The 25,587-nt window shown below is 40.7% G+C and carries 22 protein-coding genes and 1 other annotated feature; of the genes, 5 read left to right on the forward strand and 17 right to left on the reverse strand.

What is annotated here, in order from left to right:
• On the reverse strand, positions 1–445 hold a 445-nt coding region (locus BUB11_RS24925), incomplete at its 3' end, for a helix-turn-helix domain-containing protein (protein WP_143187712.1).
• Between the two features lie 75 nt (positions 446–520).
• Between BUB11_RS24925 and BUB11_RS27940 the strand changes: the two genes are divergently transcribed.
• Entirely contained in the window at positions 521–676 is a 156-nt protein-coding gene (locus BUB11_RS27940) for a hypothetical protein (protein WP_200797990.1), read from the forward strand.
• Between the two features lie 147 nt (positions 677–823).
• Here BUB11_RS27940 and BUB11_RS24930 read toward each other — a convergent pair whose 3' ends face one another.
• From BUB11_RS24930 to BUB11_RS24970, 9 genes are all read right to left on the reverse strand, one after another.
• Positions 824–1,540 (reverse strand): M48 family metallopeptidase, encoded by a 717-nt coding sequence (locus BUB11_RS24930; protein WP_073033169.1) that lies wholly within the window; start codon positions 1,538–1,540, stop codon positions 824–826.
• Between the two features lie 165 nt (positions 1,541–1,705).
• On the reverse strand, positions 1,706–3,097 hold the full coding sequence (locus BUB11_RS24935; protein WP_242947747.1) for a methyl-accepting chemotaxis protein: 1,392 nt from the start codon (positions 3,095–3,097) through the stop codon (positions 1,706–1,708).
• Positions 3,098–3,392: 295 nt separating this feature from the next.
• Entirely contained in the window at positions 3,393–5,090 is a 1,698-nt protein-coding gene (locus tag BUB11_RS24940; protein ID WP_073033170.1) for a methyl-accepting chemotaxis protein, read from the reverse strand.
• Between the two features lie 289 nt (positions 5,091–5,379).
• Positions 5,380–7,350 (reverse strand): PAS domain S-box protein, encoded by a 1,971-nt coding sequence (locus BUB11_RS24945; RefSeq protein WP_073033171.1) that lies wholly within the window; start codon positions 7,348–7,350, stop codon positions 5,380–5,382.
• Positions 7,351–7,672: 322 nt separating this feature from the next.
• A complete protein-coding gene (locus BUB11_RS24950; RefSeq protein WP_073033172.1) occupies positions 7,673–8,104 on the reverse strand; it encodes a DUF2695 domain-containing protein in 432 nt (143 codons plus the stop codon).
• 405 nt (positions 8,105–8,509) lie between these two features.
• Complete coding sequence (locus BUB11_RS24955) at positions 8,510–9,442, reverse strand: DMT family transporter (protein ID WP_200797991.1); 933 nt, start codon at positions 9,440–9,442, stop codon at positions 8,510–8,512.
• Positions 9,443–9,776: 334 nt separating this feature from the next.
• Positions 9,777–9,974 carry a YjfB family protein gene (locus BUB11_RS24960; RefSeq protein ID WP_345788601.1) on the reverse strand — a complete coding sequence of 66 codons (198 nt, stop codon included), beginning with the start codon at positions 9,972–9,974 and terminating at the stop codon, positions 9,777–9,779.
• 18 nt (positions 9,975–9,992) lie between these two features.
• A complete protein-coding gene (locus tag BUB11_RS24965; RefSeq protein WP_073033175.1) occupies positions 9,993–11,876 on the reverse strand; it encodes a putative ABC transporter permease subunit in 1,884 nt (627 codons plus the stop codon).
• Between the two features lie 3 nt (positions 11,877–11,879).
• Positions 11,880–12,653, reverse strand: a complete 774-nt coding sequence (locus tag BUB11_RS24970; RefSeq protein ID WP_073033176.1) for an ABC transporter ATP-binding protein — start codon at positions 12,651–12,653, stop codon at positions 11,880–11,882.
• A 374-nt stretch (positions 12,654–13,027) separates the two neighbouring features.
• Here BUB11_RS24970 and BUB11_RS24975 point away from each other — a divergent pair, with 374 nt between their 5' ends.
• The 3 genes from BUB11_RS24975 (at position 13,028) to BUB11_RS24985 (ending at position 14,720) form a co-directional block, all read left to right on the forward strand.
• A complete protein-coding gene (locus tag BUB11_RS24975) occupies positions 13,028–13,621 on the forward strand; it encodes a DUF3793 family protein (RefSeq protein WP_073033177.1) in 594 nt (197 codons plus the stop codon).
• A gap of 45 nt (positions 13,622–13,666) precedes the next feature.
• Complete coding sequence (locus tag BUB11_RS24980; RefSeq protein ID WP_073033179.1) at positions 13,667–13,870, forward strand: hypothetical protein; 204 nt, start codon at positions 13,667–13,669, stop codon at positions 13,868–13,870.
• A gap of 304 nt (positions 13,871–14,174) precedes the next feature.
• Positions 14,175–14,720, forward strand: coding sequence for an NADH peroxidase (locus BUB11_RS24985; protein ID WP_073033181.1), 546 nt, complete (start codon positions 14,175–14,177; stop codon positions 14,718–14,720).
• Positions 14,721–14,778: 58 nt separating this feature from the next.
• Here the strand turns inward: BUB11_RS24985 and BUB11_RS24990 are convergent, their stop codons facing one another.
• The 6 genes from BUB11_RS24990 to aroF form a co-directional block, all read right to left on the reverse strand.
• Positions 14,779–15,390, reverse strand: a complete 612-nt coding sequence (locus BUB11_RS24990; protein ID WP_073033183.1) for a phosphoribosylanthranilate isomerase — start codon at positions 15,388–15,390, stop codon at positions 14,779–14,781.
• Positions 15,387–16,181, reverse strand: coding sequence for an indole-3-glycerol phosphate synthase TrpC (gene trpC / locus BUB11_RS24995; protein WP_073033184.1), 795 nt, complete (start codon positions 16,179–16,181; stop codon positions 15,387–15,389). The genes BUB11_RS24990 and trpC overlap by 4 nt, the downstream gene beginning before the upstream one ends.
• The gene (gene trpD, locus BUB11_RS25000; RefSeq protein ID WP_073033186.1) at positions 16,178–17,194 is read right to left on the reverse strand and encodes an anthranilate phosphoribosyltransferase; all 1,017 of its coding nucleotides are present in this window, start codon (positions 17,192–17,194) and stop codon (positions 16,178–16,180) included. The genes trpC and trpD overlap by 4 nt, the downstream gene beginning before the upstream one ends.
• A complete protein-coding gene (locus BUB11_RS25005; RefSeq protein WP_073033187.1) occupies positions 17,191–17,772 on the reverse strand; it encodes an anthranilate synthase component II in 582 nt (193 codons plus the stop codon). Before BUB11_RS25005 ends, trpD begins: the two co-directional genes overlap by 4 nt.
• Positions 17,772–19,238, reverse strand: a complete 1,467-nt coding sequence (gene trpE / locus BUB11_RS25010; RefSeq protein ID WP_073033188.1) for an anthranilate synthase component I — start codon at positions 19,236–19,238, stop codon at positions 17,772–17,774. The genes BUB11_RS25005 and trpE overlap by 1 nt, the downstream gene beginning before the upstream one ends.
• 437 nt (positions 19,239–19,675) lie before the next feature.
• On the reverse strand, positions 19,676–20,692 hold the full coding sequence (gene aroF / locus BUB11_RS25015) for a 3-deoxy-7-phosphoheptulonate synthase (RefSeq protein WP_073033189.1): 1,017 nt from the start codon (positions 20,690–20,692) through the stop codon (positions 19,676–19,678).
• Positions 20,693–20,777: 85 nt separating this feature from the next.
• Positions 20,778–21,032 (reverse strand) — a binding site (T-box leader).
• A gap of 296 nt (positions 21,033–21,328) precedes the next feature.
• On the opposite strand from aroF, the gene BUB11_RS25020 reads away from it, so the two are divergent.
• Positions 21,329–22,399, forward strand: coding sequence for a branched-chain amino acid aminotransferase (locus tag BUB11_RS25020; RefSeq protein WP_073033190.1), 1,071 nt, complete (start codon positions 21,329–21,331; stop codon positions 22,397–22,399).
• A gap of 213 nt (positions 22,400–22,612) precedes the next feature.
• On the opposite strand, the gene BUB11_RS25025 is transcribed toward BUB11_RS25020, so the two are convergent.
• Positions 22,613–25,477, reverse strand: a complete 2,865-nt coding sequence (locus BUB11_RS25025; RefSeq protein WP_073033191.1) for a phosphodiester glycosidase family protein — start codon at positions 25,475–25,477, stop codon at positions 22,613–22,615.
• Positions 25,478–25,587 lie beyond the last annotated feature (110 nt).

The following is a 25,587-nucleotide window of genomic DNA, read 5'->3' on the forward strand; positions in this document are numbered from 1 at the left end:
CTTGCGAGACCGTGCAAGACTTTATCACGCCATCAAATGTTCTATGTTGTTTGATCCTTACCCTTGTTTTAAGTTTCGGAAGTTTGATGTAACCATTATCAATCCTAACTGTACCTTTTTGATTGTTCGTGGTGTAGCTTTTGTCATGGGTCTTTTTCTTGAAGTTAGGGAATCCTACGTTTGGATCACGAAAGAAATGACCGTATGCAGCTTGCAAATCGAGTTGAGCATTGGCTAATGCCAAGCTATCAACTTCCTTGAGCCAAGGGAACTCGTCTTTGTATTGTGCCGGAGTATTTTTGAGCATTTCATGGGTCTGTTCATAATGGGCAATCTTGTCTCCAAGCATGCGATTGTATATGAATCTAGTGCATCCAAAGGTTCTTGCGAAATAGATTCGCTGTTCTTGATTAGGATATATACGGTACTTGAAACCTTTCAACATTGTACTTTCACCTCCTGTTTGCTATAATACCATTGTATACGTTTATACGTTCATGACAAGAGGGAGAATGAGGCAATGCGAAAGAAATTTACTACAATGTTTGAGGAAAGTATCATAGAACGTCTAAAGATACAGGCAATATTAGAGAAAACAGACGTTAGTAAGATATTGGAGAAGTTAGCTATAGAGTATCTGGCGAAGAACGAAGGTCGCGATTCATCCCCCACCTAACGAGGTGGAGAATTCTTGCTCCACACAGGTTAAAATTTTCTTTTCTAAAGCTTATTCGATTATAGAAGTTCTTATAATCATAACTCCCCCAAGAGTAATATGATAAGTGCTCTAGGGGGAGTTATACGTTGTTCTTGGTTTTGGTCATCACAGTCTTAAATTTTGCCCATGATCCTTAAACCACTTTCTCCAATCTGCGTATTCCGGCATAAACTCTGCAACCCTCTGCCAAAACTGCTTAGAATGATTGAGATGGGTTAAATGGGCCAGCTCATGAATAACAATGTAATCCATCGCTGGATCAGGGGCCATAATAATACGCCAATTCAAATTAAGATTACCCTTACTTGAACAACTCCCCCATCTTGTCTTCTGTTCCTTAAGTCGAAATGTTTGGAAGGAAACCTGCATTCTCTTGGCCTGTTCATCAAGTTTGTCCTGCAGAATCTTGCGCGCTTGCGCTTTATACCATAACTTGAGAGCTTCCATGATATTGAACGCACAGTCCTGTTCTGGTAAATCCATAGGCAAGTTGACCACGAGCGAATGACCCTCCAGAAAAACTCTAATCAATTTACGTGGATACCTTATGATTTTTAACTCAATGGTATTTCCACGATATAAAAACTGTTCACCATCGATATATCTTGCGGGGCCTTTCATCGCATCTTGCTTCACAAGCCAATGCTTTAAAATCCACTCCTGCTTGGCACTTAGTAAGTCTTTCAGTTGCTTGGCAGACACATTTTTGGGCGCTGAAATGCGAACGCGATCTTCAAGAATGCTCAGTGTTATTCTCCGATAACGAGTACTCCTTCGTTCCTCATAAGGAATAGTATGATCTCTTATAGTCAGGTGCTCCATTAGTGGTTCTCCCTTACTGAATATGGCCTTTTCAAATTTTACACTAGCTTAATCCTTTGTTGATGTCAATACGCTCCATAATAGTCTTACATATAAGTAACCCTCAAAGTGATCCTACCTAATCACTTTGAGGGTTACTTTGTATTCATCATACAAGTTTAGCAATCAATCTCTACATTCAGATTGAAGTTGATTTAAGATGTCAACAACTTCTTGAGATGCCTGGGTCATTTGCGCAAGAATTTGTTCTGCTTTTGCAGAATTTCCTTCTTCGAAAGCTGCAGCTGCTTGGCGGGCTAACTCATGGACTTGTTTATGGGGGACTTTAAGATTATTTATTGCAGGTAAATCGGCGCATTTATTGTTTGCTAGATTATCTACCCATTTTCCCAGACGGCAATCATGATGATTACCAACTTCACTAGACTTAATGCTTTCAAAGCCCAATATCATGTTGTATATCCGCCAAGTCCAGAGCAGATGGTCCGTCTTGTAGAGTTCTAACGCTTGGAAAATATCCATTTCAGGGACTCTCTGAATCTGCTCAATTCTGATGTTTTGCAGATCTCGACTGAGGTTATAAATCCCCTGGCCTGTAAGCATAGCGATATCATTGATATTCTCCGAAGCCTGGGACACCGTACCAATACTCCTTGAAGATTCCTCGCTTGCAGCACTTTGTTCCTCGCTTCCAGCTGCAATATTATGAATGTCATGAGCAACCGACTCGAAATTTCGAATAATTTGTTGCAGGGACTCGGCAGCCTCTTGCATCACAGACTTTCCACTCTGCATTGTCTGACTAAGTGACGTAATCTTTTTTGTTGTTTCTACTGAATTATGGCTTAAGTCAGTAATTTTATGACTAATATCGGAAACTGATTCTTTCGTATACTCCGCTAATTTACGCACTTCATCTGCAACGACTGCAAAGCCTCGGCCATGTTCTGCCGCCCGAGCTGCCTCAATGGCCGCATTGAGAGCTAACAGGTTAGTTTGGTCCGCAACTCCTGATATCACACCCACAATTTGCTCTATCTCCTGCATTGAACTCATAACTTCCTGAACTTGCTGACTAACTTTTTCAAATTCATCAAAGGAATGCTCCACAAATTGGATAGCCTGTTCAATTTTTTGTCCTCCAGAAACTGCAGCCTTGGTTGATTCCTCTACAAATCCTGATGAATTGGTTGCTGATACGGCAACCTCACTGGCGGCAGCACCTAATTCTTCGGCCTGCGCCGAAAGATTCCCCAGTTGCATGGTCTGTTCATGAATTTGTTTTAGCATCTGGCGAATCGACGTCATACTAGTGAGGTCTTGCACTGCTCTATCAAGATTTTTTAATGTGAGCTTTGCCGAGTCTTGTTGCTCGGAGATAACACGGTTCAAAATTTCAACAGCCGGATATAAAGGACTTGAAGTATGGAGGTCGATATCGATCTTGTGTGTGAAATCCCACCCTTTTAAACACTGATATAACTTTTCATAATCTGACTTTTCGTCACCTATCGAAGATTCCTTTGATATTTTTTTAGAGAATAATATTTCATTCACGTCCCTTAACTTTGTAATTTTAAAATAATTACGCAAATTTTTTCTTAATTATAGCATGATTTTTATCTTTCTAAACTTATTTACGTTTTTATTCTTACTGTTATTATAGGTTTAATGAATCCTGAATTCTATGATCCATCATAGATATATTTTTTATGAAAAAAAGCAGATTATCTATCATTTATGGATAGATAATCTGCTCAATTGACATAAAGTCTGTGCCTTAAAAACTAATAAATATTCAAGCACTTAATATTAGGCTAACTTTAGAACCATAGTCGATAGGCTATTTTTTTTAAAACCTAAACTTGGAAATTTCTTCTTGTAACTTTTCGGTACTTTTCTTCGAGCTATTTGTTAATTCTAAAATACTATTGGATTTTAGTGTGATATCTGTGGCCTCTTGAGCAATATTTGTCGTTGCCCCAGCTCCCTCATAAGCTGCCTTGGAAACTCCATCAATCGTCAAGAAAACCTCTTTCATCGAAGCTAAAATTTCTTCTGAAGCAGAGCTAAACTCCGCAACGAGATCATCTACAAACTTTGCATCTTCATTATACCTGTCCGCAACATTGAGCATTGTACTATAATCGTCATGAACATCTGCCGACACAAATTGGAGCAATCTATTGGCACTGTTAGTAAGACCATCCACCGCACTAATAACCTTGACTGTAATATCTTGTATCTTAATGACAGTATCTTTGGACTGCTCGGCGAGTTTTCTGATTTCTTCCGAAACTACTGAAAAACCTTTTCCTGCTTCTCCCGCTCTGGCCGCTTCTATTGCCGCATTTAAGGCTAGAAGGTTAGTTTGTGCGGTTATTTGCATTATGGATTCAGATAAAATGCTAATCTGGTTAACTATTTTTGAATTTTCGATAGCTATTTCAAGTTCATCCTTAGTCCCTAAGAAAATGTCGAAGGCCTTTTTCTGTGCTACATTAACCATTTCTTTCGTTTGTGATGCTCTATTATTAATCTTCAAGACTTCTAATGCACCACTTTGAGCACTTTTAGCTAATGATTCAACAGTTTTCTCTATTTCTTGAGCAGTAGCTGTCATTTCTTCTGCTGAAGCTGCAGTTTCTTCCATACCCGCAGACAATTCTTCAGTGCTTGCAGATACATCTTCTAAACCCGAATTTAGAGCATTTACATTTTCCGAAACACTGCTTACCACAACTTCTATATTTTTCGCTTCACTTTGTACATTCATTATCATATTTTTAATGTTTTGTATCGTACTATTCAGTCCATCTGCAATTTCTTTAATTTCATCGTTTGAAGTTACCTCACAGGTATTTGTTAAATCTCCTGAAGAAATTTTGGTTAGGGAACTATGAATTCTCGCAATGTTTTTAGAGATACTTCTAACAAGGAGCACCGAAATAATAATTCCTAATATAATGGCAACTATGGAAAACGTGGCAATAGAAATAATAATTTTGTTTACTTGGGCTGCTACACTGCCTTTTTCTACTCCAACAAAAAAAGCGCCAATTGTCTTGCCATTGGAGTCTTTAATCGGAGTATACTTTGTTTGATAAAGCTTATCTGTTACAATCGCATCCCCTTCAAAGATTTCTCCTTGTTTTATGACCTTATTTGCCACTTGTTCAGACATTTTAGTACCCGTCGCTCTTTTCCCATCTATCATAACATTAGTAGCAATTCTTGTATCATATAGAAAAATGGTGCTAATGGAGTCCGTATCACTTTTTATCGCATCTACCAACTCGTTATCATCATTTATTATTTTCGTCCCTTTTAAGAGTTTATCTCCATCAGTTTGCCACTCACCTGGATACTTTTCATCCAGTAGTCTGTAACCGCTCTTTGAACTGCTTTGAATTTGTTGACTCACATTTCTTTCTACCATATCATTAACTCTATAATAGACATCTGATAAAATAGCAACGGTTAGAAATATTAGCAAAGAACTTACGGTTAAAATAATTTTAGCATTAAATTTCAAATTAACTCTTTTCATAACTCATCTTCCTTTTTAAAGGTAAAGCAAAATGCTTTACATTATAATTATAAAAAATATCTATAAAAAATTAAGAATAGAATTTTATTCTATTCTTAATTATATCGTGAAAAAATTCATCATATTTTCGGATTTCACTATCAATTTAAATAAAATTCTCTTACTATATTATAAATTTAATCAAACCTCTTTTCTATATCCTTCGTGGATATCACTTTCAACAAATAAATACGTATTCTTATCTTTTGTGGGTATCTTTTGTGGGTATCATTTCTGTATCTACCTTATTTTATCTAGGTGTTGGATTACTAAGCATCAATTTGTGTAATTTTATGGCAGTAGCAAGTGCTAACCTGACATCAACATTATCGAGGGACACGCCTAGGATCTTTTCTAAGCGTTGTTTGCGAAAAAACAACGTCTTATAATGAATAAATAACTTATTCGCAGCATCTTTTAGGTTATTATTTTGCAGAATCTCTTCTAGAGTAATTAAAAGGTCTGATCCTTTTTCTAAGTCGTGTTCAATAAGAGGGCCAACCATTTTCTTAACAAATTCTAAGGAATAGTCTTTTCCGTAAATCAAAGAAAGAATCTGGAAAAGCCCCACATCCTTATGGTGATAGATTCCCCCTTGATCTTGTACTTGACATTGTGCTGATATAAGAGTGTTGCTTGCTTCTTGATAACTATTCTTTATACTGCTGGCACCACAATGGATATCACTTATTCCTATTATAATATCAAAATTCAGTTTTTCTCTGCTAATTATCTCCTTAAGTTCAGACGCTGCTTTCATACTTTTTTCCCAAGATTCCTGTGAATTTCCGTCCTGACACAATACCCCTATTTTATCTCGATTATCCCAGACAATATAGTTTGTATGAGTACTTATAAGATAGAGTATTTGATTCATTTGACTCTTTGAGAGTTTAGAATTTTGGCCGTTTTTATTTTTTACATTAGATTCTTGGAAATCAATTAAGCAACAGTATAACGGAGTATCGAAATTAATCCCAATTTCTTTGGCCATTATGAGTGTTTTTTCATTGCCAATTATCAGGCCACTAAGAATGTCATTTATAAAATCGCTTTTTCGTTGCAATTCATATGTGAATTTAAGTATTTGATCAACTTCAAGACGCCCCGTAATATCAGATATGACTACAACGACAGTCCTCTTCCCGTTTATCCGGTATTGCATCGGACCTACACGCCCTTCAACATAGCGTTTCTCAGACCCAAAATACATTTCTCGAATCATCGTTTTATTCTCGCCGGTTGCTACGACATTTCTGACATCTTCCAGCATCAAATCTGCAAGATCTTGAGGAAACAATTGATGAAATGTCATTCCCTGCATTTTTATACTCGGCTCCATTTGCTCTCCACTGTTTCCAAACACCTCTATATAGCGACCATCTTCGTCAACGATGGCACTGGCATCAGGAACAGCTTGAGCAAAGTCCCTTAGCTTATTTTCGCTTTCTAATATTCGACTCTCTGTTTCTTTCATTTTGGTAATATCAGTCATGGCTCCGACTGCCCGTACTGGTTGCCCTTTTTCATTGTGGATGATTTTCCCTGTGGCATTGACCCATCGGTACGAACCATCTTTGTGACGCATACGGTGCTCGACTTCATATTGATCGGTCTTTCCATCCCTGCTTTGTTGTACTGCCAGAGTAATTTTCTCCTTATCTTGGGGATGCCAACGACTTTGCCACTCTTTTGCTCCACCAGTTAGCTCATGTTCTTCATAACCAAGAATCCCTTTCCATTGTTTATCCATATAGGCGGAATCGTTAATCATATCGTAATCCCAAATCCCTGATTTTGTACTAGAGAGAACCAGTTCTAAACGATCACGGTTCTCCCTCAGTTCTTTTTCAACCTGCAATCTTTCCGTTACATCTACAATTGATAAAATAATATGTTTTTTTCCTTCTAAATTAATGATTCGTGAAGAGATTTCTACATCTCGAATTTCACTGCTTTTGAGTCTATGTTTGCTAATCAAGGTTTTAGGCCTGCTCATATCCTTCATCCACTCAGAGATTATTGACGGCTCCCCTAGGTCTAGGTTAAATATCTTCAGCCTCAGGAATTCGTTAGTGGTATAACCATAATAATCAATCGCGGTTTGGTTCACTTCTGCAATGTCCCCTGTATCTATATCTATAATAATCATAGCCGTCGGACTAAAGAAATAAATTTCTTGGTATTTATCCATGCTATAATGCTCAATTCTCTTAGGCATAAATTAACCTCTCTCATATATATCTCCATATTATTCTATAATTCGACATTTTTATGAAATTACCTCTTAAGGTTATTATTTGGCCATAGAATTTTCCACAGTATCATTTCTGACTATAGGCCACTAGATCGCTAATATAATCCCCTTTCAGGTATTCCATGAAATTGAATAAAGATGACTCCTGTTTAATACAGAAATCATCTTCTTTGGTTCAACCGTTTATATGTCCTTTAGACAGCCCATGGCTTGGCTTGAAGTCAACGCCTTCCCAAGTTCCTATTGGTACGACATCGGTTTTAGCCTACTTATTTATTATTGAAGGCTATTTACCTATCAATTGGCTCTCGATATTGTAAAGAATCTCACAATCACAATTTCCATCATTTTTTTTAAACACCTCAAAGATTTCGTTAATTTTTCCTCTGCTTAATTGCATTTGAGTAAGGATTTGTTTGCTCAAACGCAGCGTATGGTCACAGTTTAGTCCGGATAGTTTCTCATTTAACCTGTAAAAAAACATCCTGTGAAAGAGTAAACTTAGTAATTCACAGTCCTTATTTAGGCTTGCTTTCTGTTGATTATAGAGAGAGTCATATTCAAGATTTATCGTTTGTACTCCAGAGACAAGTCTGCGAGTGACTTCTTCTTTTATTAGTTTTCGGTCTCTAGAAACCTCTTTGTCTGGGGATAATTGTTCCCTAAGTTCTCTTCGTTTTTCTTTATTAGCAGTTCTTTTAGCGTTACCTAGTGACATGAAATCGCTCCCATTCTATAGTTTATACTAAAAATATAAGCAACTTAATATTGAGAGTAGTTTCGAGGGCCAATATCCTTGCTATGAAGCAAATAAGATAATTATAACTTAACTTCAGTGTACCTTTACTTTTACCGAAGATTAACGGATTATTCCCTTATTCCTTTATTATTGGCTCTTATTTAGCAAAGAGTAGGAATTAACCCCTCAACCAAGTGCTTTGTATAACTGTTATTTAACAATTTACTTTCTCTTGAATATTAATTTAAATACAAGCTATAATATCTCACATTAAGGAGGTATGCCATTTGAGAGATAGAGCTGTACAAGGTTTCATCGGAGGAGTATTCGGTGCAATTGTGATGAATATTATTGAACACTGCTGTAAGCTTTCGTAAAGGGCAATCAGCTTTTCTCCCTTTGTCCGAAGAAACTATGTAAGATCATGCCCAGAACGATAAGAAGCATTCCTGCCATCGACCACATTGTCGGAAACGGCCCCTGAAAAATTAGCAATTCACCTAAAAGGGCAAAGATTACTTCCCCTGACTGTGTTGCTTCCACTGCAGCAAGCTTGTGAACATTTCCCTTGGTCATATCAGTTGCCGAAAAGAAAAGAATCGTTGCGATGACACCAGATGAAAGTGCCACAATAACCGATTGCACTGTCTGATTACCACTCGGAAGTCCGACTTGTACTACCCCTATTACGGATAATACGAGCCAAAAAGGCAGACTCGCAAGCGTCATTCCAAGGACTCTTTGATAGGTGTCGAATCGTCCTGCACACTCCTCCATCATCTTACGATTACCTAAGGGATAAGCAAATGCCGCAACTAAAACGGGCAAAATTCCAAACATTATCTCTTTAGCCGTAAGAACCTGAGCCTGTTGCAGTTGCATCAGACCAATACCTAATAGAATGATCAATGAAATGGCAAGGCCTTTCACAGGTATAGAAGAGCGGACTTTCTTCAACCCTGTTTCTGTTTGAATTGCAGTATGAAAAAATGGAACAAGTAAAGAACCAGCCACGATGGTAATCTGCCACATGCTTGCCACTAACCAGGCCGGTCCATAATCAGCCGCCAAGCAAAGAGGTGCATAAAAAATCCCGAAGCCAATCGTACTCCATACAAGCCAAATCTTAGGTCTTTGGCGCATATCTATTAAGAGAGGTTTTAGATTTCTCCTTGCCAAAACAAGGACAAGCAGGGGCGGTAGCATAAAGGCATATCTTAGAACTGCACTCCAGATCCAACTTCCACCTGACAAGTCCATAGCACGGTTTAAGACAAATGTCACTGCAAAAAAGAACGATGCTAATATTCCAAGCATAATTGATTTCAAACTCTTCTACCCCATCAATCAGATTTCTATCTTAATTATAAGATAACACAAGTTGCTTTATTCAGTATTAATTCGCAAAAGACATTCGTGACATTCTATTACATAGTAATCAGAATATCAAGGGGTAAAAAATCAGACTCAATAGTTCCATTCATCACCGTTCATCAGTGGTCCCCCGCCAGCAACGTGGAAGTTCGACTAATAAAAAAGTCCGCACTAGGCGGACTTTTAACGTCTAAAAATTATTTAAAACTCTGACCTTGCTGCATATTTTCAATCTGAAACAGCGCACCTGTCTCTTTGTTTTCCTTCTCTTGTCCTTTTAGACTTGAATATCTAGAATAGCTCCTAAGAAAGGCTGAACAGACGTCTCCATGGCCTTAGCATTCACATCCAGAGCCATTATTGATTCACTTTGATTCGCAGCAACATCCATTGCCATTTTCATGACGGCCAAACCCGCCTGTTCCTGAACCTTGTTATGACTAAGTACTATTGACATGGCTGCTATGTCCAACATTGACCCCTCCTTAAATTATCAAGGCTTTTCTTGAGACAAACGTTTTTTACTTCGCTTTTTCTTTCCGCCTGTGACGAGTTCAACCCGAAAACCTTTCCTGCTCTGACGAACTGTAGCTGCCATGAATCCAAAAAACATCAAGGCCCATACTCCACCCGTTACGATTATTCCCAGTAAAATCCGCAAAGTTGTCGACCACAGTAACGGCCGGCTCAAGAGATATAACACATAAATTATCCCTGACAAAAAACCGCCTTCAAAGGTAATGGGCGGCAGATCCCGAAGAATCGCGACTAACTCATCAGGCAGAAAAATATACGTTAAACCTAATGCCAATAGGAGTGTAAAGAATAAGTTGATCAGATACATAAACAAGGTCGCCCCAGGGGAAATACGCTGTTGTGGAGAGTCTGGATTATAGCGGCAGTTATTAATGGAATAAAAGAGCCCGATGGCGCTTGACCCCAGGGAAAGGAACACAGCTCCAAATGCCAGTGCCAAAGTTAATGTTGTGGAGACCCCTATTGCTAAAGCAGTGCCGACTAACAAGGCTTCCATCAACAACAACGTTGGTAGAATAGCAGCCACTAATTTCCCCCATACCACCGGCCATCCTGCAAGTGGAACACTGTTCAGAAGCCAGTCGGATTCACCCTCCCTGCCAAAAGATTGTAAAGCCAAATTACCGCTGAACATAATAGTGTACATAATTAAAACCGTTATTAAGGAGGCTCTGCTGGATTCTGCTTTGGAAAATAGAAATTGAGCGACAAAGAAAAGCATGATGATCAAGGGAACCAAATAACCGAACCATTCCCGAGTGTCACGTTTCATGGAAAGCAAATCTTTCTTGGCTACCGCCCACATTCCCAACCAGGGAGAGGCAGTACCGCTAACTTCTTCTTTAAACACTAAATAGGAAGTCAGCTCCTGTTGATGATGCTCTTCCCCACTCGCTGGAACAATTCGTTTTTTACGACGTCTTCCGCCTTCTCCTTGACTAAGCGAAATGAATCCTCGGCGAAATCCCCGCTCGACAAGATTGAATGCCATCATAAAAAGAAATGCACCCGCTAAGAGTATCAACAAGCTCCATCCCAGTCCGACAAGGAAGTTTCCCGAAATTCCTGCAACTAAAGCAAGCGAACCCCAGCCCCAAGGGAAAAAGTCCATTGCACCAAGCATTTGCTCCTGCCCAGCTATCCAAGTACCTATGTTGATATCACTCTGGTTGTTGAGCAACAGATTAGGAATTTGAAATACAAGGGCAATTAAAATTCCTGCCAAAGCTCCAATAAAGCCTACGGCCTCTTTACTTCGATGCGGGGGCACAATGCGCATGATTATCAGATTGATTAGTTCAGCTATCGCTGTCCCCATGGCCCACAACCCCATACCTACCAAGAAAACCAGGATGTAAAATGCGGCCCCAGCTTGAAAGAGTAAGCCATAAAAGACTCCCGGTAAGAAAGCAAACAATATTGCTGTCAATAAGTTACTTCCGATAACTGCCAGGGACTTTACAGCGAAAACGACCTTGATGGGGACTGGTGCCATGAATAGAAGTTCTAAATCATCAGACATGTAAAGAGCAGCAAATGCGGCGGTAATTCCAAAGAAAATTTGGCTGACTAATCCAACCATAAATAACAATGAGAGAAACCCCTTGGCAGTTTGAGGAGGCATTGTCTTTAAGGCTCCATAAGCAAAATAACCCAAAGAACCTAGGATGGCGAGCAATCCAAGCAAAAGGACAGCCATCCCAATCAATGTGCCCACTGGCCTATGACGCATCTTATTCCAGCTCACGCGCATTTGGTTTTTAAGCAGCAGCATAAAGTCTTGTACAAAAGAATGACTTTGTGGCGGATCGCTTAAAGGAGGAGGCAATATTATTTTCATGATTTATCCCTCCTCCAGACTCTTGATTAAATCAGCATTTTCATTACCTCCGGTTAACTCCAAGAAGATATCTTCCAAGCTTTCCCCGCCATGCCCAACCTTCTGGCGAAGTTCTTCCGGACTCCCCTGAGCAATCAGCTGACCGTCCTTAAGAATTGCTACACGGTGGCACATTCTCTCGGCAATTTCAAGAATATGAGTAGAAACAAAAACTGCTGCCCCCTGCCGCGCCAGCTCCTGTAAGACATCCTTCAACAAGCGGGCACTTGCAGGGTCTAGTCCGACAGTGGGCTCATCAAGAAGGATTACTTTGGGCTGATGGATGAGTGCTGATGCTAACACTACCTTTTGACGCATACCGTGGGAATATCCTTCTAATAATTCATCTGCTCGGTCTCTAAGTCCAAACATGCCCAGAAGTTGTTCCGCCCTTTCCTTCATGGCATCTTTAGGAACCCGATATAGAGCAGAAATAAGATATAAAAATTCCCGTGCTGACAGCTTACCGTATAATTTTGGCTGATCAGGCACATAGGCCATCAGCGCCTTAGCTTTAGTAGGCTGTTTGCTAATATCATAGTCACAAATAAAAGCCTCTCCTTCACTGGGATCGAGCAGGCCGGTTAACATTTTAATGGTGGTAGTTTTACCCGCACCGTTCGGTCCCAAGAACCCGAATATTTCTCCGCCCTTAACCTCTAGGTTAAGACCTTTGACTACCGAAACGGGACCATACCGTTTAGTCAATTGATGGGTCTTGATTAAGATACGTTCCAAGAATAGCGCCCCTTTAAAGTTTATTTATTGTTAAAAACAATAACTGAAATATATATTGTGTCAGTAGTCATCCAGCGAACTTAACAAAGCTTCTCTTAATCTTATTATCATACATCTTAATAAAAAATAATCCCAGGAAGATTATTTTGCCAAATTTAAACTTCGTGTTTGTCAATGAATATACCTTCTATTACTAAAAAATTGAATTGGAATATGTATGTTGCGATAGGATTACAAGTACCCTGTTAAAGATTTGTAACTAATGAAAAATAAAAAGTTCCTCTATAAAATTTTACATCTAATTTAGAGAATAAATAATATTTGACCGTAGAGTATATAGAGTATAACGACTAAATTTATATAAGGAGTTAAACGTGCAAGAACAGTTCGATCGTCTTAATACTAAGCATTTGGGGAAACTCATAACTTGGGCGAAGGCTAAAACCTATCATGAGAAAAGTCTCTTTCTAGTCGAGAGTCTTGCCCCTTTGGTCTTGGGCATAAAACCATCTGTGCTCTTAAATGTGTCCTTAGAGAATGAAGTGGAATGGATCGAATTCGAAAAATTATTTACTCAACGAAAAGCTCTGCAGATCAAGGAAATCCGAGAACTAAACGGGCGTATGCAAGTGATTTTTTATCAAAGGGAGAAGTTAGACTTGGTATTGCGACAAAAACCTGTTCAAGAATTTTTAATAACTATGAACTATCCTAAGCAATACTCGCTGGACGCCTATCTGAGTCTTCTCAAGCACAGGATAATATCGCTTAAATTTCCTCATGAGGTCGGAGTTTTTTTAGGATATCCCTTGAAGGATGTCCTGGGTTTCATGGGACTTCTGCCCCTTCCCTATAAAAGAACTCAAGGTTGGCGGATTTATGGAGATGAACCGCCTTCAAATGAAGTCTACGAGAAGTACCGACAAGCTCGCAGTATAATGAGAAAACTAGCCAAAAATATTAATTAAGAGACAACTTAGAACGGATTGAATGTAAGAAAGTGAGTGTTAGCCATGAATTATAAATGTCCCTACTGTAATACTGTCCATAGTGGGATTGAGTGGGATTCGGTAACGCTAAAGGAATTCGGTATAGACAAGATTAATGACTTTAGCGACAATGATATCGAGTCGATCGAGATGAGTATCCCTGGCTATCATTACCTTTGTCCAAGCTGTGGAGCGGATATAAATATTAGCGAGATTAAGAAAGTATGAAATGCATGAACATATAGGAAGTTACCATTGTATTGTATAACACTATTAACTGACAATCAAAAAGCCGGATTATCCGGCTTTTTGATTTCTTCTTTATGATTCGAGTTTTCGAGCAATATTCCTCAGCCATCTGCAGTAGGAAAGACCGGCACTCAAAGTACCATCAAGTGAGGTTAATGGGGCTTAGAAAAGTATTTTTAAAAAACATCTTGACTTTTATAATAATTATAATATAATAAGAAATGTAAAGAGCGCCTAAATGACCCCCATAAAATAATTAATGTTTAAAGAGGAGAGGATTTTAATGAAAAAATTTGTTTGCACTATCTGTGGTTACATTCATGAAGGAAATGAGGCTCCCGATAATTGCCCCCAATGTAAGGCACCGAAGGGTAAGTTTTCAGAGAAAGTTGAAGGGATTATGGAGTGGGCTGATGAGCATAAAGTAGGAATTGCTCAAGGGGTTGACCCAGAAGTCATCGAAGGATTAAGAGCTAATTTCACCGGTGAATGTACAGAAGTTGGTATGTACCTAGCGATGAGCCGTCAAGCGGATCGGGAGGGTTATCCTGAAGTCGCCGAAGCTTACAAACGTTTTGCTTGGGAAGAAGCAGAACATGCAGCGAAGTTTGCTGAACTTTTAGGAGAAGTCGTTGATGCAGACACCAAGAAGAACCTGCAACTAAGGGTGGAAGCTGAATGTGGTGCCACTCAAGGGAAAAAGGACCTGGCTACTTTAGCGAAGAAACTCAATTTAGATGCAATTCATGATACAGTTCATGAAATGTGTAAGGATGAAGCTCGTCACGGTAGAGCCTTCAAGGGATTACTTGACCGTTATTTCAAATAAAGCAAAATTAGCCATAGCCAATAAGCACGCCGAAGAAAGTCGGCGTGCTTTGCTTATTTTATACACTCCTAATCAATCTCACTATTTCTAGTATTTTACCCCTATCCTTAAATCCATCGCTTTCAACTCCACTGCTTATGTCTACGCCAAACGGCTTGACCGCACTCATCGCCTGTAATATATTTCCGCTGTTAAGTCCGCCTGCCAGGAAAAAGGGTTTTTGAACTGCGTCAACAACCTTCCAATCGAAGGTTTCCCCTGTTCCGCCTGCACTCTTGTCAGAAAAGGCATCTAGCAAGAGATAGTTGCAGTTCAACTTCTCAGCTGCTTTGATATCTTCCCTTGAACGCACTCTGACCGCCTTGATGACGGGCTTTCCGCTTTCCTTCTGGAGCCTTTCCATATAAGTCGCATTTTCCTGTCCGTGAAGTTGAATAAAATCAATAATACCAATAGAACAGATATCTAAGATTTGATCTATTGTCTCATCCACAAAAACCCCGACAGTCTGAATTTTATCATCCAGTAGTTCTTTTAAGCCGAAGGCCTCCCTTGGCGTAATTCGACGTTTACTATTGGCAAAGACAAAGCCCACATAGTCTGGTTGTGCTTCATTAACCGCCTCAATATCACACACTCTGGTCAGGCCGCATAGCTTTATTTTGGTCATGGGCCTTCCCCTCGTTTGCCTCGCAGGTTTTTCATGACAGCAGCCTTATCTTCATTTCTCATAAAGGCCTCTCCGATCAGCACCGCATCAACATCGCTTTTACGTAGCCTCATAATATCCTCAGCTTTCCGGATGCCGCTTTCAGAGACAAGCAGCACCTCCTTTGGCACCAGATGTCTTAAAGTGGCCGTCGTATTCAAGTCAACTTCAAAGGTTTTCAAGTTCCGATTATTGATACCAATAAGCCTTGCACCGGCCTTCAGGGCAGAGTTAATTTCCTCTTCAGTATGGGTCTCCACAAGTGCTGACAGTCCCAGACTGTCGGCTATCTTGATATATTCACTTAGTCTGTTTGTGTCCAACAAACTGCAGATAAGCAGTACCGCATCCGCACCAATAATTTTTGACTCGTAAATCTGAAAGCTGTCAATAATGAAATCCTTACGCAGAACAGGGATGTTCACTTGAGCCTTTATTTCGCTCAAGTAGCTGTCACTGCCCAGGAAGAATTTCGGTTCCGTCAGTACGGAGATTGCATTCGCACCAGCGCTTTCATATTCCTGAGCGATTTTTAGGTATGGAAAAGATTCACTGATTATCCCCTTAGAAGGAGAAGCCTTCTTCACCTCACAGATAAAAGCCATCTCATTATTTGATAAGGCCTTTTCGAAAGCGAAAGGTTTTTCATTTTTAATAGCCAGCGCTTCTTTTTCTATCTTATCGAATGATTTCCCCTTTTTTAATGCATCTACTCTTCCGGTTGTATATAGGGCTATCTGATCCAGTATCATAATTCTACCTCATTCGATAGGGCAATAAATCTTTCCAGTTGGGCTTTGGCCTTCCCACTGTCAATGATTTCTGCCGCTAACCTTACGCAATCCCGAAGGGTTGTATGGCTATGGAACATATATAGACAGACCGCAGTGTTTAGCAAGACGATATCACGCTTAGGTCCCTTCTCTCCATTCAGTATATCTAAAGCAATCTTAGCATTTTCATCAGGATTTCCGCCCACCAGTTCTTCCGGGGTGCACTTTTTAAAACCTAACTGTTCCGGATCAAGAAAGAAACTATTTAATTTGCCTTCAAAGACCTCGCAAACAGTCGTCGTGCTGCATAACGTAACCTCGTCTAAGCCGTCATGTCCATGTACCACCATGGCACGCTTTACTCCCAGATTCGATAGTACCCTGGCCAGAGGCTCTACTAAATTTTCATCGTAAACCCCCAAAAGTTGGGTGTTTGCTCCGGCTGGATTCGCCAGTGGACCTAAAATATTGAAGATTGTACGGACAGCCAATTCTCTTCTGACCGGTGCGGCATATTTCATTGAGGCATGGTAGGTTGGGGCAAACATGAAGCACAAACCGATCTTACGCAGAATTTGTTCGCTTTTTTCCGCGTTAATATCGATTTTCACTCCCAAAGCTTCAAGCAGATCAGCGCTTCCGCATTTGCTCGAGACAGATCTGTTCCCATGCTTGGCTACGGGTACACCTGCTGCAGACACGACTAAAGCACTGATTGTGGAAATGTTGAAGGTATTCGCTTCATCTCCCCCTGTCCCAACAATATCCAGAACATCCATTCCCGTTTTTAGTTTCGTGCACTTTTCGCGCATGACCATAGCGCAAGCGGTTATTTCCTCGATACTTTCTCCTTTCATTCTCATGGCCGTCAGAAATGATCCGATTTGGGCATTGGTAGCCTCTCCATTCATGATTTGCTCCATAACGGCCTTCGTTGTATTGAGATCAAGATCTTGTCCATTGACTATTTTATAAATCGCATTCATGATCATTTACTTACACCTCCTAACCCTAGAAAGTTTGCAATGATCAGTTTTCCTTTCGGCGTCAGTATAGACTCCGGATGAAACTGAACCCCATACACCTCATAATCCCGATGTTTCACGCCCATAATTTCCCCGCTTTGATCCTCGGCAATCACCAGCAGTTCATCGGGAATGCCTTGTTTTTCAGCAATCAATGAGTGATATCTGGCTGCTTCGATGATCGGCGGCAACCCTTTAAAAATCTCATTGCCGTTAGCAATATGGATACTGCTCTTTTTACCATGCATCATTTTTTTAGCATGAACTATTTTTGCCCCGTAAGCCTCACAGATCGCTTGATGTCCAAGACAGACCCCCAAGATTGGGGTTGATTCTTTGAGCTTTAAAATAGTCTGCTCACAAACTCCGGCATCGGCAGGAAACCCCGGTCCCGGAGAAATAACAATATGAGTCGGTTGCAGAGCTTCAATTTCCGAAACACTCAACTCGTCATTGCGTATCACTTTAATATCATCGTTTATTTCTCCAATGAGTTGATAAAGATTATAGGAGAAGCTGTCATAGTTGTCGATCAGTAAAATCATTAGTCCATCACCTCCTGAGAAAGCATCAAGGCACGTATGACTGCCATCGCCTTATTTTCACACTCCAGGTATTCACTTTCAGGAACACTGTCAGCAACAATACCCGCCCCTGCCTGAACATATACGTTATCATCCTTTTTGACGGCCATTCTAATGGCGATACAAGTGTCCATATTCCCAGAGAAATCGATATACCCAACTGCACCGCCATAGATTCCTCTACGAGCATTCTCCAAATCATCGATTATTTCACAAGCACGGATCTTTGGTGCTCCTGAAAGAGTCCCCGCCGGCAATACTGACATAATCGCATCCAAGGCATCTTTATCCTCTCTTATCTCACTGTTCACCTCTGAAGCAATGTGCATCACATGGGAAAAACGTAAAACTTTAAGATAATCTTTCACTTTCACACTGCCAAATTTACTGATCCTGCCCAGGTCATTTCTTCCCAGGTCTACCAGCATGTTATGTTCGCTCAGCTCTTTTTCATCCTGCATTAATTCCTCCTCGATCTGCTTATCCTCTGCGTCCGTAGTTCCTCTCGGCCTGGTCCCGGCAAGCGGGAAGGTTGCTAATCTGCCATTTTGCAACTTTACCAGAGTTTCAGGTGATGTCCCTGCGATCTCAACATCTTTGGTCTTTATAAAGAACATGTACGGCGAAGGATTTGTCGTCCTTAAAACCCGGTAAGTGTCCATCAAACTGCCTTCCATTTTAGCTGTAAAACGCCTCGATAGTACCACTTGAAAAATATCCCCATTGAAGATATGTTCCTTTGCCTTTCTGACCATTTCTTCATATTTGCTTTTTGAAATGTCCGACTGAATCTCAGACTTTAAGACGGGCTTGCTAACTGCCTCCGAAATGTTCTGCTTTATTAACTTAATGATATTGTCGATTTCAAAGCTGGCTTTCCGGTAGCCTTCTTCTAAGGCTTCAGTTTTTACATTGATAATGATAATGATCTTTTGTTTTAAGTGATCATAGGCAATCACCTTGTCGAAAAGCATCAATTCCATATCATTAAAGTTATCGATGTCTATGCTTTTTGGTTGAAGTGTCTTTTCGAAATATTTGATGAAATCGTAAGCAAAATAGCCGACAAATCCTCCTGTGAAGGGAGGGAGAAAATCAAAATGGGGGGTTTTATACTGAGACAAAATTTCTCTGACCACCGCTGTTGGATTTTGCCCCTCAAGCTTAAAAAGCGTACCATTATTGATCTCAATTCTGTTATCCTTACAAGTCACCTGGGTGACGGGATCAAACCCTAAAAACGAGTATCTGCCCCAAGCCTCGCCACCCTCCACACTTTCCAGAAGATAATATCGGTGGCTGATAGAATCAATGGCTTTCAGTAAGGCTATAGGAGTTTTAATATCTGCGTAAATCTCTCTGCTAACGGGTAGTATCGTATACCCTTGGGCAATCTTTTTTGCATCATCTAAGCTTGGTCTTAACAAATGATTCACTCCTTTCTTTTAGTGGCAGGCGATGGTCGCCATTGTTGCACTCATGCTTCCAGACGAAGACACTGTCTTCGCACGTATTAGCCCTACTTGCAGTATGCAACGAAAATTATTTTTCTGGGCAGTAAAAAAAGCACTCGCCCGTTGACATTATTGTCAAGGACGAGTGCTTAATTCACTCGCGGTACCACCTTGCTTTGCAGAATTTTTATTCCTGCACTCTCATAAGAATACCAACATATTCCCCACAAGTTAACGTTTGTGTTACGTCGCAGGATACTCCGGTAAAACCCGTTTCATTGCGCCCTCAACGGTCCATTTGCTATACTGCGTTCTGCAGGGTTTCCAGCTCCCCCCGCTCTCTGTAAGTGCACGTTATAACGTTATCTCCGCTTCATCGGTTTATTCACTATATGCATTTTTAGAACGGTTTAGTTATTGATTTTGCCTTCAAAAGATAATCTCCGCTTCAAATCATCCATAAGAGCTGAGAACTGGGGCAGATCCAGTGATTGAGCACCATCACTCAAAGCCTCTGCAGGGTTATTATGGGTCTCAATCATCAGACCATCTGCTCCAACCGCAATGGCAGCCTTGGATAAAGGAGCAACTAAACTGCGGATTCCGGCAGCATGGCTCGGATCTACAATCACTGGCAGATGTGATTTCTGTTTTAATAATGGAACAGCCGAAAGATCCAACGTATTTCTTGTCATAGTTTCAAAAGTACGAATTCCTCTTTCACATAATATGATCTGCGTGTTTCCTTCAGACATAATATATTCTGCACTCATTAAAAACTCTTCAATGGTATTACATAAACCTCTTTTTAGAAGAATCGGTTTTTTGCATCGTCCAACTTCCCTGAGCAGATCAAAATTTTGCATGTTGCGTGCACCGATTTGAATTACATCAACTTCCTCAAAGAGGGGCAACTGGGTTTGATTCATAATCTCAGTAACAATTGGTAACCCAGTTTCTTGCTTAGCGGAAAGAAGAAATTTTATACCCATGTCCTGCAGTCCTTGGAATGCGTAAGGTGAAGTGCGCGGTTTAAATGCACCTCCTCGCAGCAAAGTTGCACCACTGGCCTTGACAGATTTGGCGATTTGAACAACTTGCTCCTCACTCTCTACTGAGCAGGGACCAGAAATCACTTGAAAAAAGCCCTCTCCTATGGTTATATCTCCTACTTTAACAAGAGTATCATCCGGATGGACTGTTCGATTAACAGCTTTATAAGGCTCAGTCACACGCTTACCGTATTCTACAATTTCGTTTGTTTGAACGATAAAGTCAACATCGATTTTTGCCGTGTTTCCAATCAGGCAGACTACAGTATGCTCAGTTCCCGTGCTTATAAAGGTGGAATATCCTTCAGCTTCAATCCTCTGAACAAATTGGCTGATCTTTTCCTGCGAAACATTCTGCTTTAGTACAAAGACCATCTGATATCACCTCTTAATACCATGATGAGAACTCCTTTCTTAATCTCATTGAGTTTTAGGGTAAAATAAAAAAGCTTCTGCCCCTTAAAGGGACAAAAGCTTTTAAACTTCTGCGATACCACCCTGATTGACGATTCATAGAATCGCCCACTCATTTTGCATACTATCATATGCACCCCACTGATAACGGACGGGGTTCCCGTCAGCGTCTACTCCTGCATCGCAGTTTCAAGCTGCCCTCACAAGCCCATTCAGAAAAATCTATGCTGTTGCAATTCCACCGCCTGCAACTCTCTGGATACACCCAACTTTTCATACTTCTCTTGTTCAAAGGTTTTGTGTTTAGGAAATTGTATCTTGTTAGATTAAATCTGTCAATAGGGATTGATACTTTATTCTATCACTAAATGATTCTTAATGATCACAATCAATAGTTATTGACGCACGAAAATCTACCTTATTTTTACACAAGGTTCACAATATACCATATAGCGGTACATAAAGTATATTATCCAGAAAACATGTACACAGTATACATGGTCAATAGTCGAACATTTTTTATCTTTAGTATTGAACAACTGTCTTACAAGGATTATGATTTATAAGATACCTAAAAGAGTTTTGGAGGCAATTGTTATGACGGATATTATCGTAAATAAAGTAGACAAACCAGGAGTATTACCCACTGATGACAAACTTGGTTTCGGAAAAATTTTTACAGACCATATGTTTGTCATGGATTATGAGACCGGCAAAGGATGGCATTCTCCACGGATCATTCCCTATGGTGAGTTTGCCTTCGTTCCTGCAACCATTGTCTTTCATTATGGGCAAGCAATTTTTGAAGGGATGAAAGCCTTTAGAGCCGCAAACAATCAGATCGCAGTATTTAGAACAAAGCAATATCTAAATCGCTTCAATCGATCAGCTGGTCATCTTTGCATACCCCCAATTGACGTTGAGGAAGTTCAAGCGGGCTTGTTTAAGCTATTGGAATTAGAAAAAGACTGGATCCCCGGCACACTGGGCACCTCGCTCTATATAAGACCATTCATCATTTCTACCGATGGCTACATTGGGGTCAAGGTAGCCAGTACTTATAAACTGTTTATTATTCTTTCTCCTGTTGGAGCCTATTATGATAATGGTTTTAATCCGGTAAGCATCAAAGTAGAAGATAAGTACGTTCGCGCTACTAAAGGCGGACTCGGACAAGCCAAGACTCCAGCCAATTATGCCATGAGCCTATCCGCTCAAGCCGAAGCCCATAAGGAAGGTTTTGACCAAGTCTTATGGTTGGATGCAGTCCACCGCAAATATGTTGAAGAAGTAGGAACGATGAATATCTTCTTTAAGATTAATGGTGAAATCATCACCCCAGAGCTAAGCGGCAGTATATTAGGCGGAATCACTCGTCATACCGTGCTGGAATTAGCCCAAAATTGGGGCTTGAAAGCAACTGAACGTCAGATTTCTATTGAAGAAGTGTATGAAGCCCATGCCAAAGGAGAGCTTGAAGAGGTATTCGGCACTGGTACAGCTGCAGTCATATCCCCTGTCGGTGAGCTTTCTTGGAAAGGGCAAAAAATCAAGATCAACAATAATCAAACCGGTGAATTCTCGAAAAAACTATTTGACTTTGTCACAGGAGTTCAGTATGGCAGCGTCCCTGATGAATTCAATTGGATGGACAAGGTTAACAACTAGGACGATCTTTGAAGAAAAAGATCTATAACATAAAGGCTTAGGAATGCGGCAAATGAGCACTCCTAAGCCTTTTAACTATTTCTCTACTCTGACATAATGACTATATTGGTTATGTATTCTATATTAATCATTGTAACTAAGAAGTGGTCCCATGGAAGGAAGTCCGACCAACTTCCTTCCATACTCACGAAAAACTCTCCTCACAGCAATGACCTATTGGGATGATCTCTCTCCCAAAAGACTTTTAAATTCATAGGTTATATCATTGCCCATTACCGTCACTTCAAGAAATTTTGCTGAAGTCGGCTTTTCTGGAGAAAAGTCAGGAATACTAAAACCAGCACAGGAAATATACCGAACTCCCCTATCCAGTTCACTTTGATTTACATTTCCCTGAAACAAGACCCAAATATTTTTTCCGGTTTTCTCCCGATATTCGGCCAAGGTATCCTTGAGTAAATCGCCTTCTTTGGCATTAATGAAAGTAGCCGGAGCGCCTGACATGACGATAAAAGCATTGCTGCCACTCAGGTTGTCTAACTCCTTGAACAACCATAGCCATTGTTCAGGGTCACTTCTCCGAAGTCCACCTTTGCTGATATCCAACTGAATGAAGCTACTGTTCTTATAATTATGGGTTTTATATTCAGTCTCAGTAATTAGTGCAGGTTTCTCAATATTTCTGACAGCGGATGGTGCTTGGCTTCCGGTATAAACCGCCATGTCCATTTTTTTATTTATATACTTTGTCATTTTGTTCAACAGTTGCTCTTCCATAGTGTTATAGCTTTCCTGTCTACTGCCAAAAACTGAAAACTTAAAACTTTCAGGACCTGACTTAAAATTCGTTCTCCTGTTGGCCTCATCTTGAGGGATTGTATCCTGAGGGGTTTGGCTTTGATCTATTTCCGGATGGTTGACCACCTTTGCCGTAAGGTCGTCAAAATAAATCTTCCCCCAGCCCTCAGCAGGATCAAGATTTTGCACATAGAGTCTCACAAAATTGGTTGGCGTCTGGATCTTTTCCAGGGAAACCTCCATTCTCTTCCAACCTATCCAATCTAGTTTGTCCGCAATTACTAACGGATGTTTTCCCCCTTTGTCATCTAGGACTTCACCGAGGACCCGGTTTGAACTTTTATGCGTATTGTATACCCAGACGGCTAAGTGGGAAGTGTCAGAATCGAGCTCAAGCCCTGCTCCAGTGAAAACTAAGGAAGCTTCACTTGAACTTTGCTTCTCATAAAAGTCATAGACTAATTCTCCGGAAGTATTTCCTCCATGAATCTGATCTTTGGAAAGCTCAAAAGTACCTCGGGCTATCTGCGGGTTGGCTTGGAAGGAGGCCTGGTAGTCTTCAAAGGAATAGATTGTATTGGTAGAATCTGCATAGATCGATACAGCAATATAGGAATGAACATCCCCGACACTTGCCTCGATATATCCTGCACCGACTGCAGTGGCCTTAAGAATTCCCTCTTTGAAATCTTCAATTTCTCCGCTTACTGCCCACTGAACGTCTTCCGGCTGAATTTTCGCTTTGAAGCCCTGTTGGTCGTAGCCTGTTACCTGAAGGGTTTGGCTCTGTCCAAGAGGTATCTCTAACTTATCTATACTAGGTTTAAGCTTGACGGGAGCACTTAATGAAAGGATATCCAACTCCGCTGTTAATTCTCCGACTTTGGCAATTATCTTACCCTTGCCTGCAGAAGTGGGCTGAAATTGATTATCCATAAATCTCCCTTCAATTCCGCTCACACTCCATTCTATCTGTTGAGGATTAACCTCTGCCGGATTAGCGAAACTGTCCACTCCCCTAAGTGTAAATTTTCTCGAACTATGAACAAAAACATTAGAGTCCTCAGTTTCCAAGATCAGCTCAGCTAACGGACCGGAGGGGGCCTGAGAAAAAACTCCGATACCGTTCGCAACAGAACGCAAAGAACCCTCAGAAGGTATATTGACAATATCCAAGGTGGAAGTTCCCGACTTTCTAGCTGCCATGGTAGTAGATCCGCCGCCATCAAAAATCAGAGCATTGTAGGCTCCCAATTCCAGCATGAGTTGCGCAGACTCGGTCTGAGTGAGACCGACACTGTTATCCTGTCTGCCATCCACCGTGACTAAAATCAGTTGTTTTCCATCCTCTGAGCTTCCGGCCAAGGTTCGAGGGTTCTTATTATTAAAACTGACAGTGTTAAAAGAAAAGGTCTCGGGAATCTGACCGTCCTTGACCAGCATGGAGGACCCGGTTGCTGACATTTGCAGATTGGACCAGTCCGGGTTGGAAGTAACGGTGAATTGTGCTGGATTTCCCGTCCTTAAGCTATCCATAAGTTCGACAGCTTGTTCTCCCCGGGAAATCACAACATAACCTTTGTCAGGCATGGGTGCGGCAGGCAAAGCTTGCCGAATTTCTATCACCCGTCCTTGGGATACAAGGATTTCCACTAAATCAGGATACTTTTCAGAGGCGCCGAGGGTGGCAGGTCCCCATTTATTATCCAACACGGTAATATCATTATATTGCTGACGACTAGGCTGGTTGTACTGAGACACAGCAAATGAAGCATTGTTGTGTCCGGTTAAGGTAAGGGTGTTTTTCCAGTAGTTAAAGAGTATCTGACCTGCATTATCGAGAGAGAGGGAAGCCATTTCATCATTGTTCTGATTGTACCATCCAGATGTGGCTAAGAGGTCTCCGGATCGTACAATGGGTCCGTCAGGATATCCGGTGCCTCCATCCATCGGATTGAAGAAACTGGCATTCACGGCAGCAACCGCGCCATTTTCCTCCGCTAAGGCAAGTATTGTAGAAAGTTGATCCGTGGTCTGGTTATTAGCCAAGGTATCTATTTTGATATTAGGATTTGTGGTATCAATACGTAAAACTTTGATATTTAACCAACCGTCTGCTGTAAACCGTGAAATATGTTCTAAAGTTGCTCCATCAGTGATGGTATGTTGGGAACTAGTCTGATAGAGAGTCTTCGGTTGGGCTGCCACTGTACTGGAGATGGTTGTGACAACGAATAATGTTGCCAGTAAGATTACAAGTAGTTTTTTTAAATAAGTCATTACGTTCCTCCTTGTTTACTTTTTCACAATAGGCTCGGCTTCTGATCAGGTAATTAATCAAAGCACAGCCAATGGCATCCTACCTATTATCTCCGGGACATTTTCTTACT

The sequence above is a fragment of the Desulfosporosinus lacus DSM 15449 genome (assembly GCF_900129935.1).
Taxonomy (GTDB): domain Bacteria; phylum Bacillota; class Desulfitobacteriia; order Desulfitobacteriales; family Desulfitobacteriaceae; genus Desulfosporosinus; species Desulfosporosinus lacus.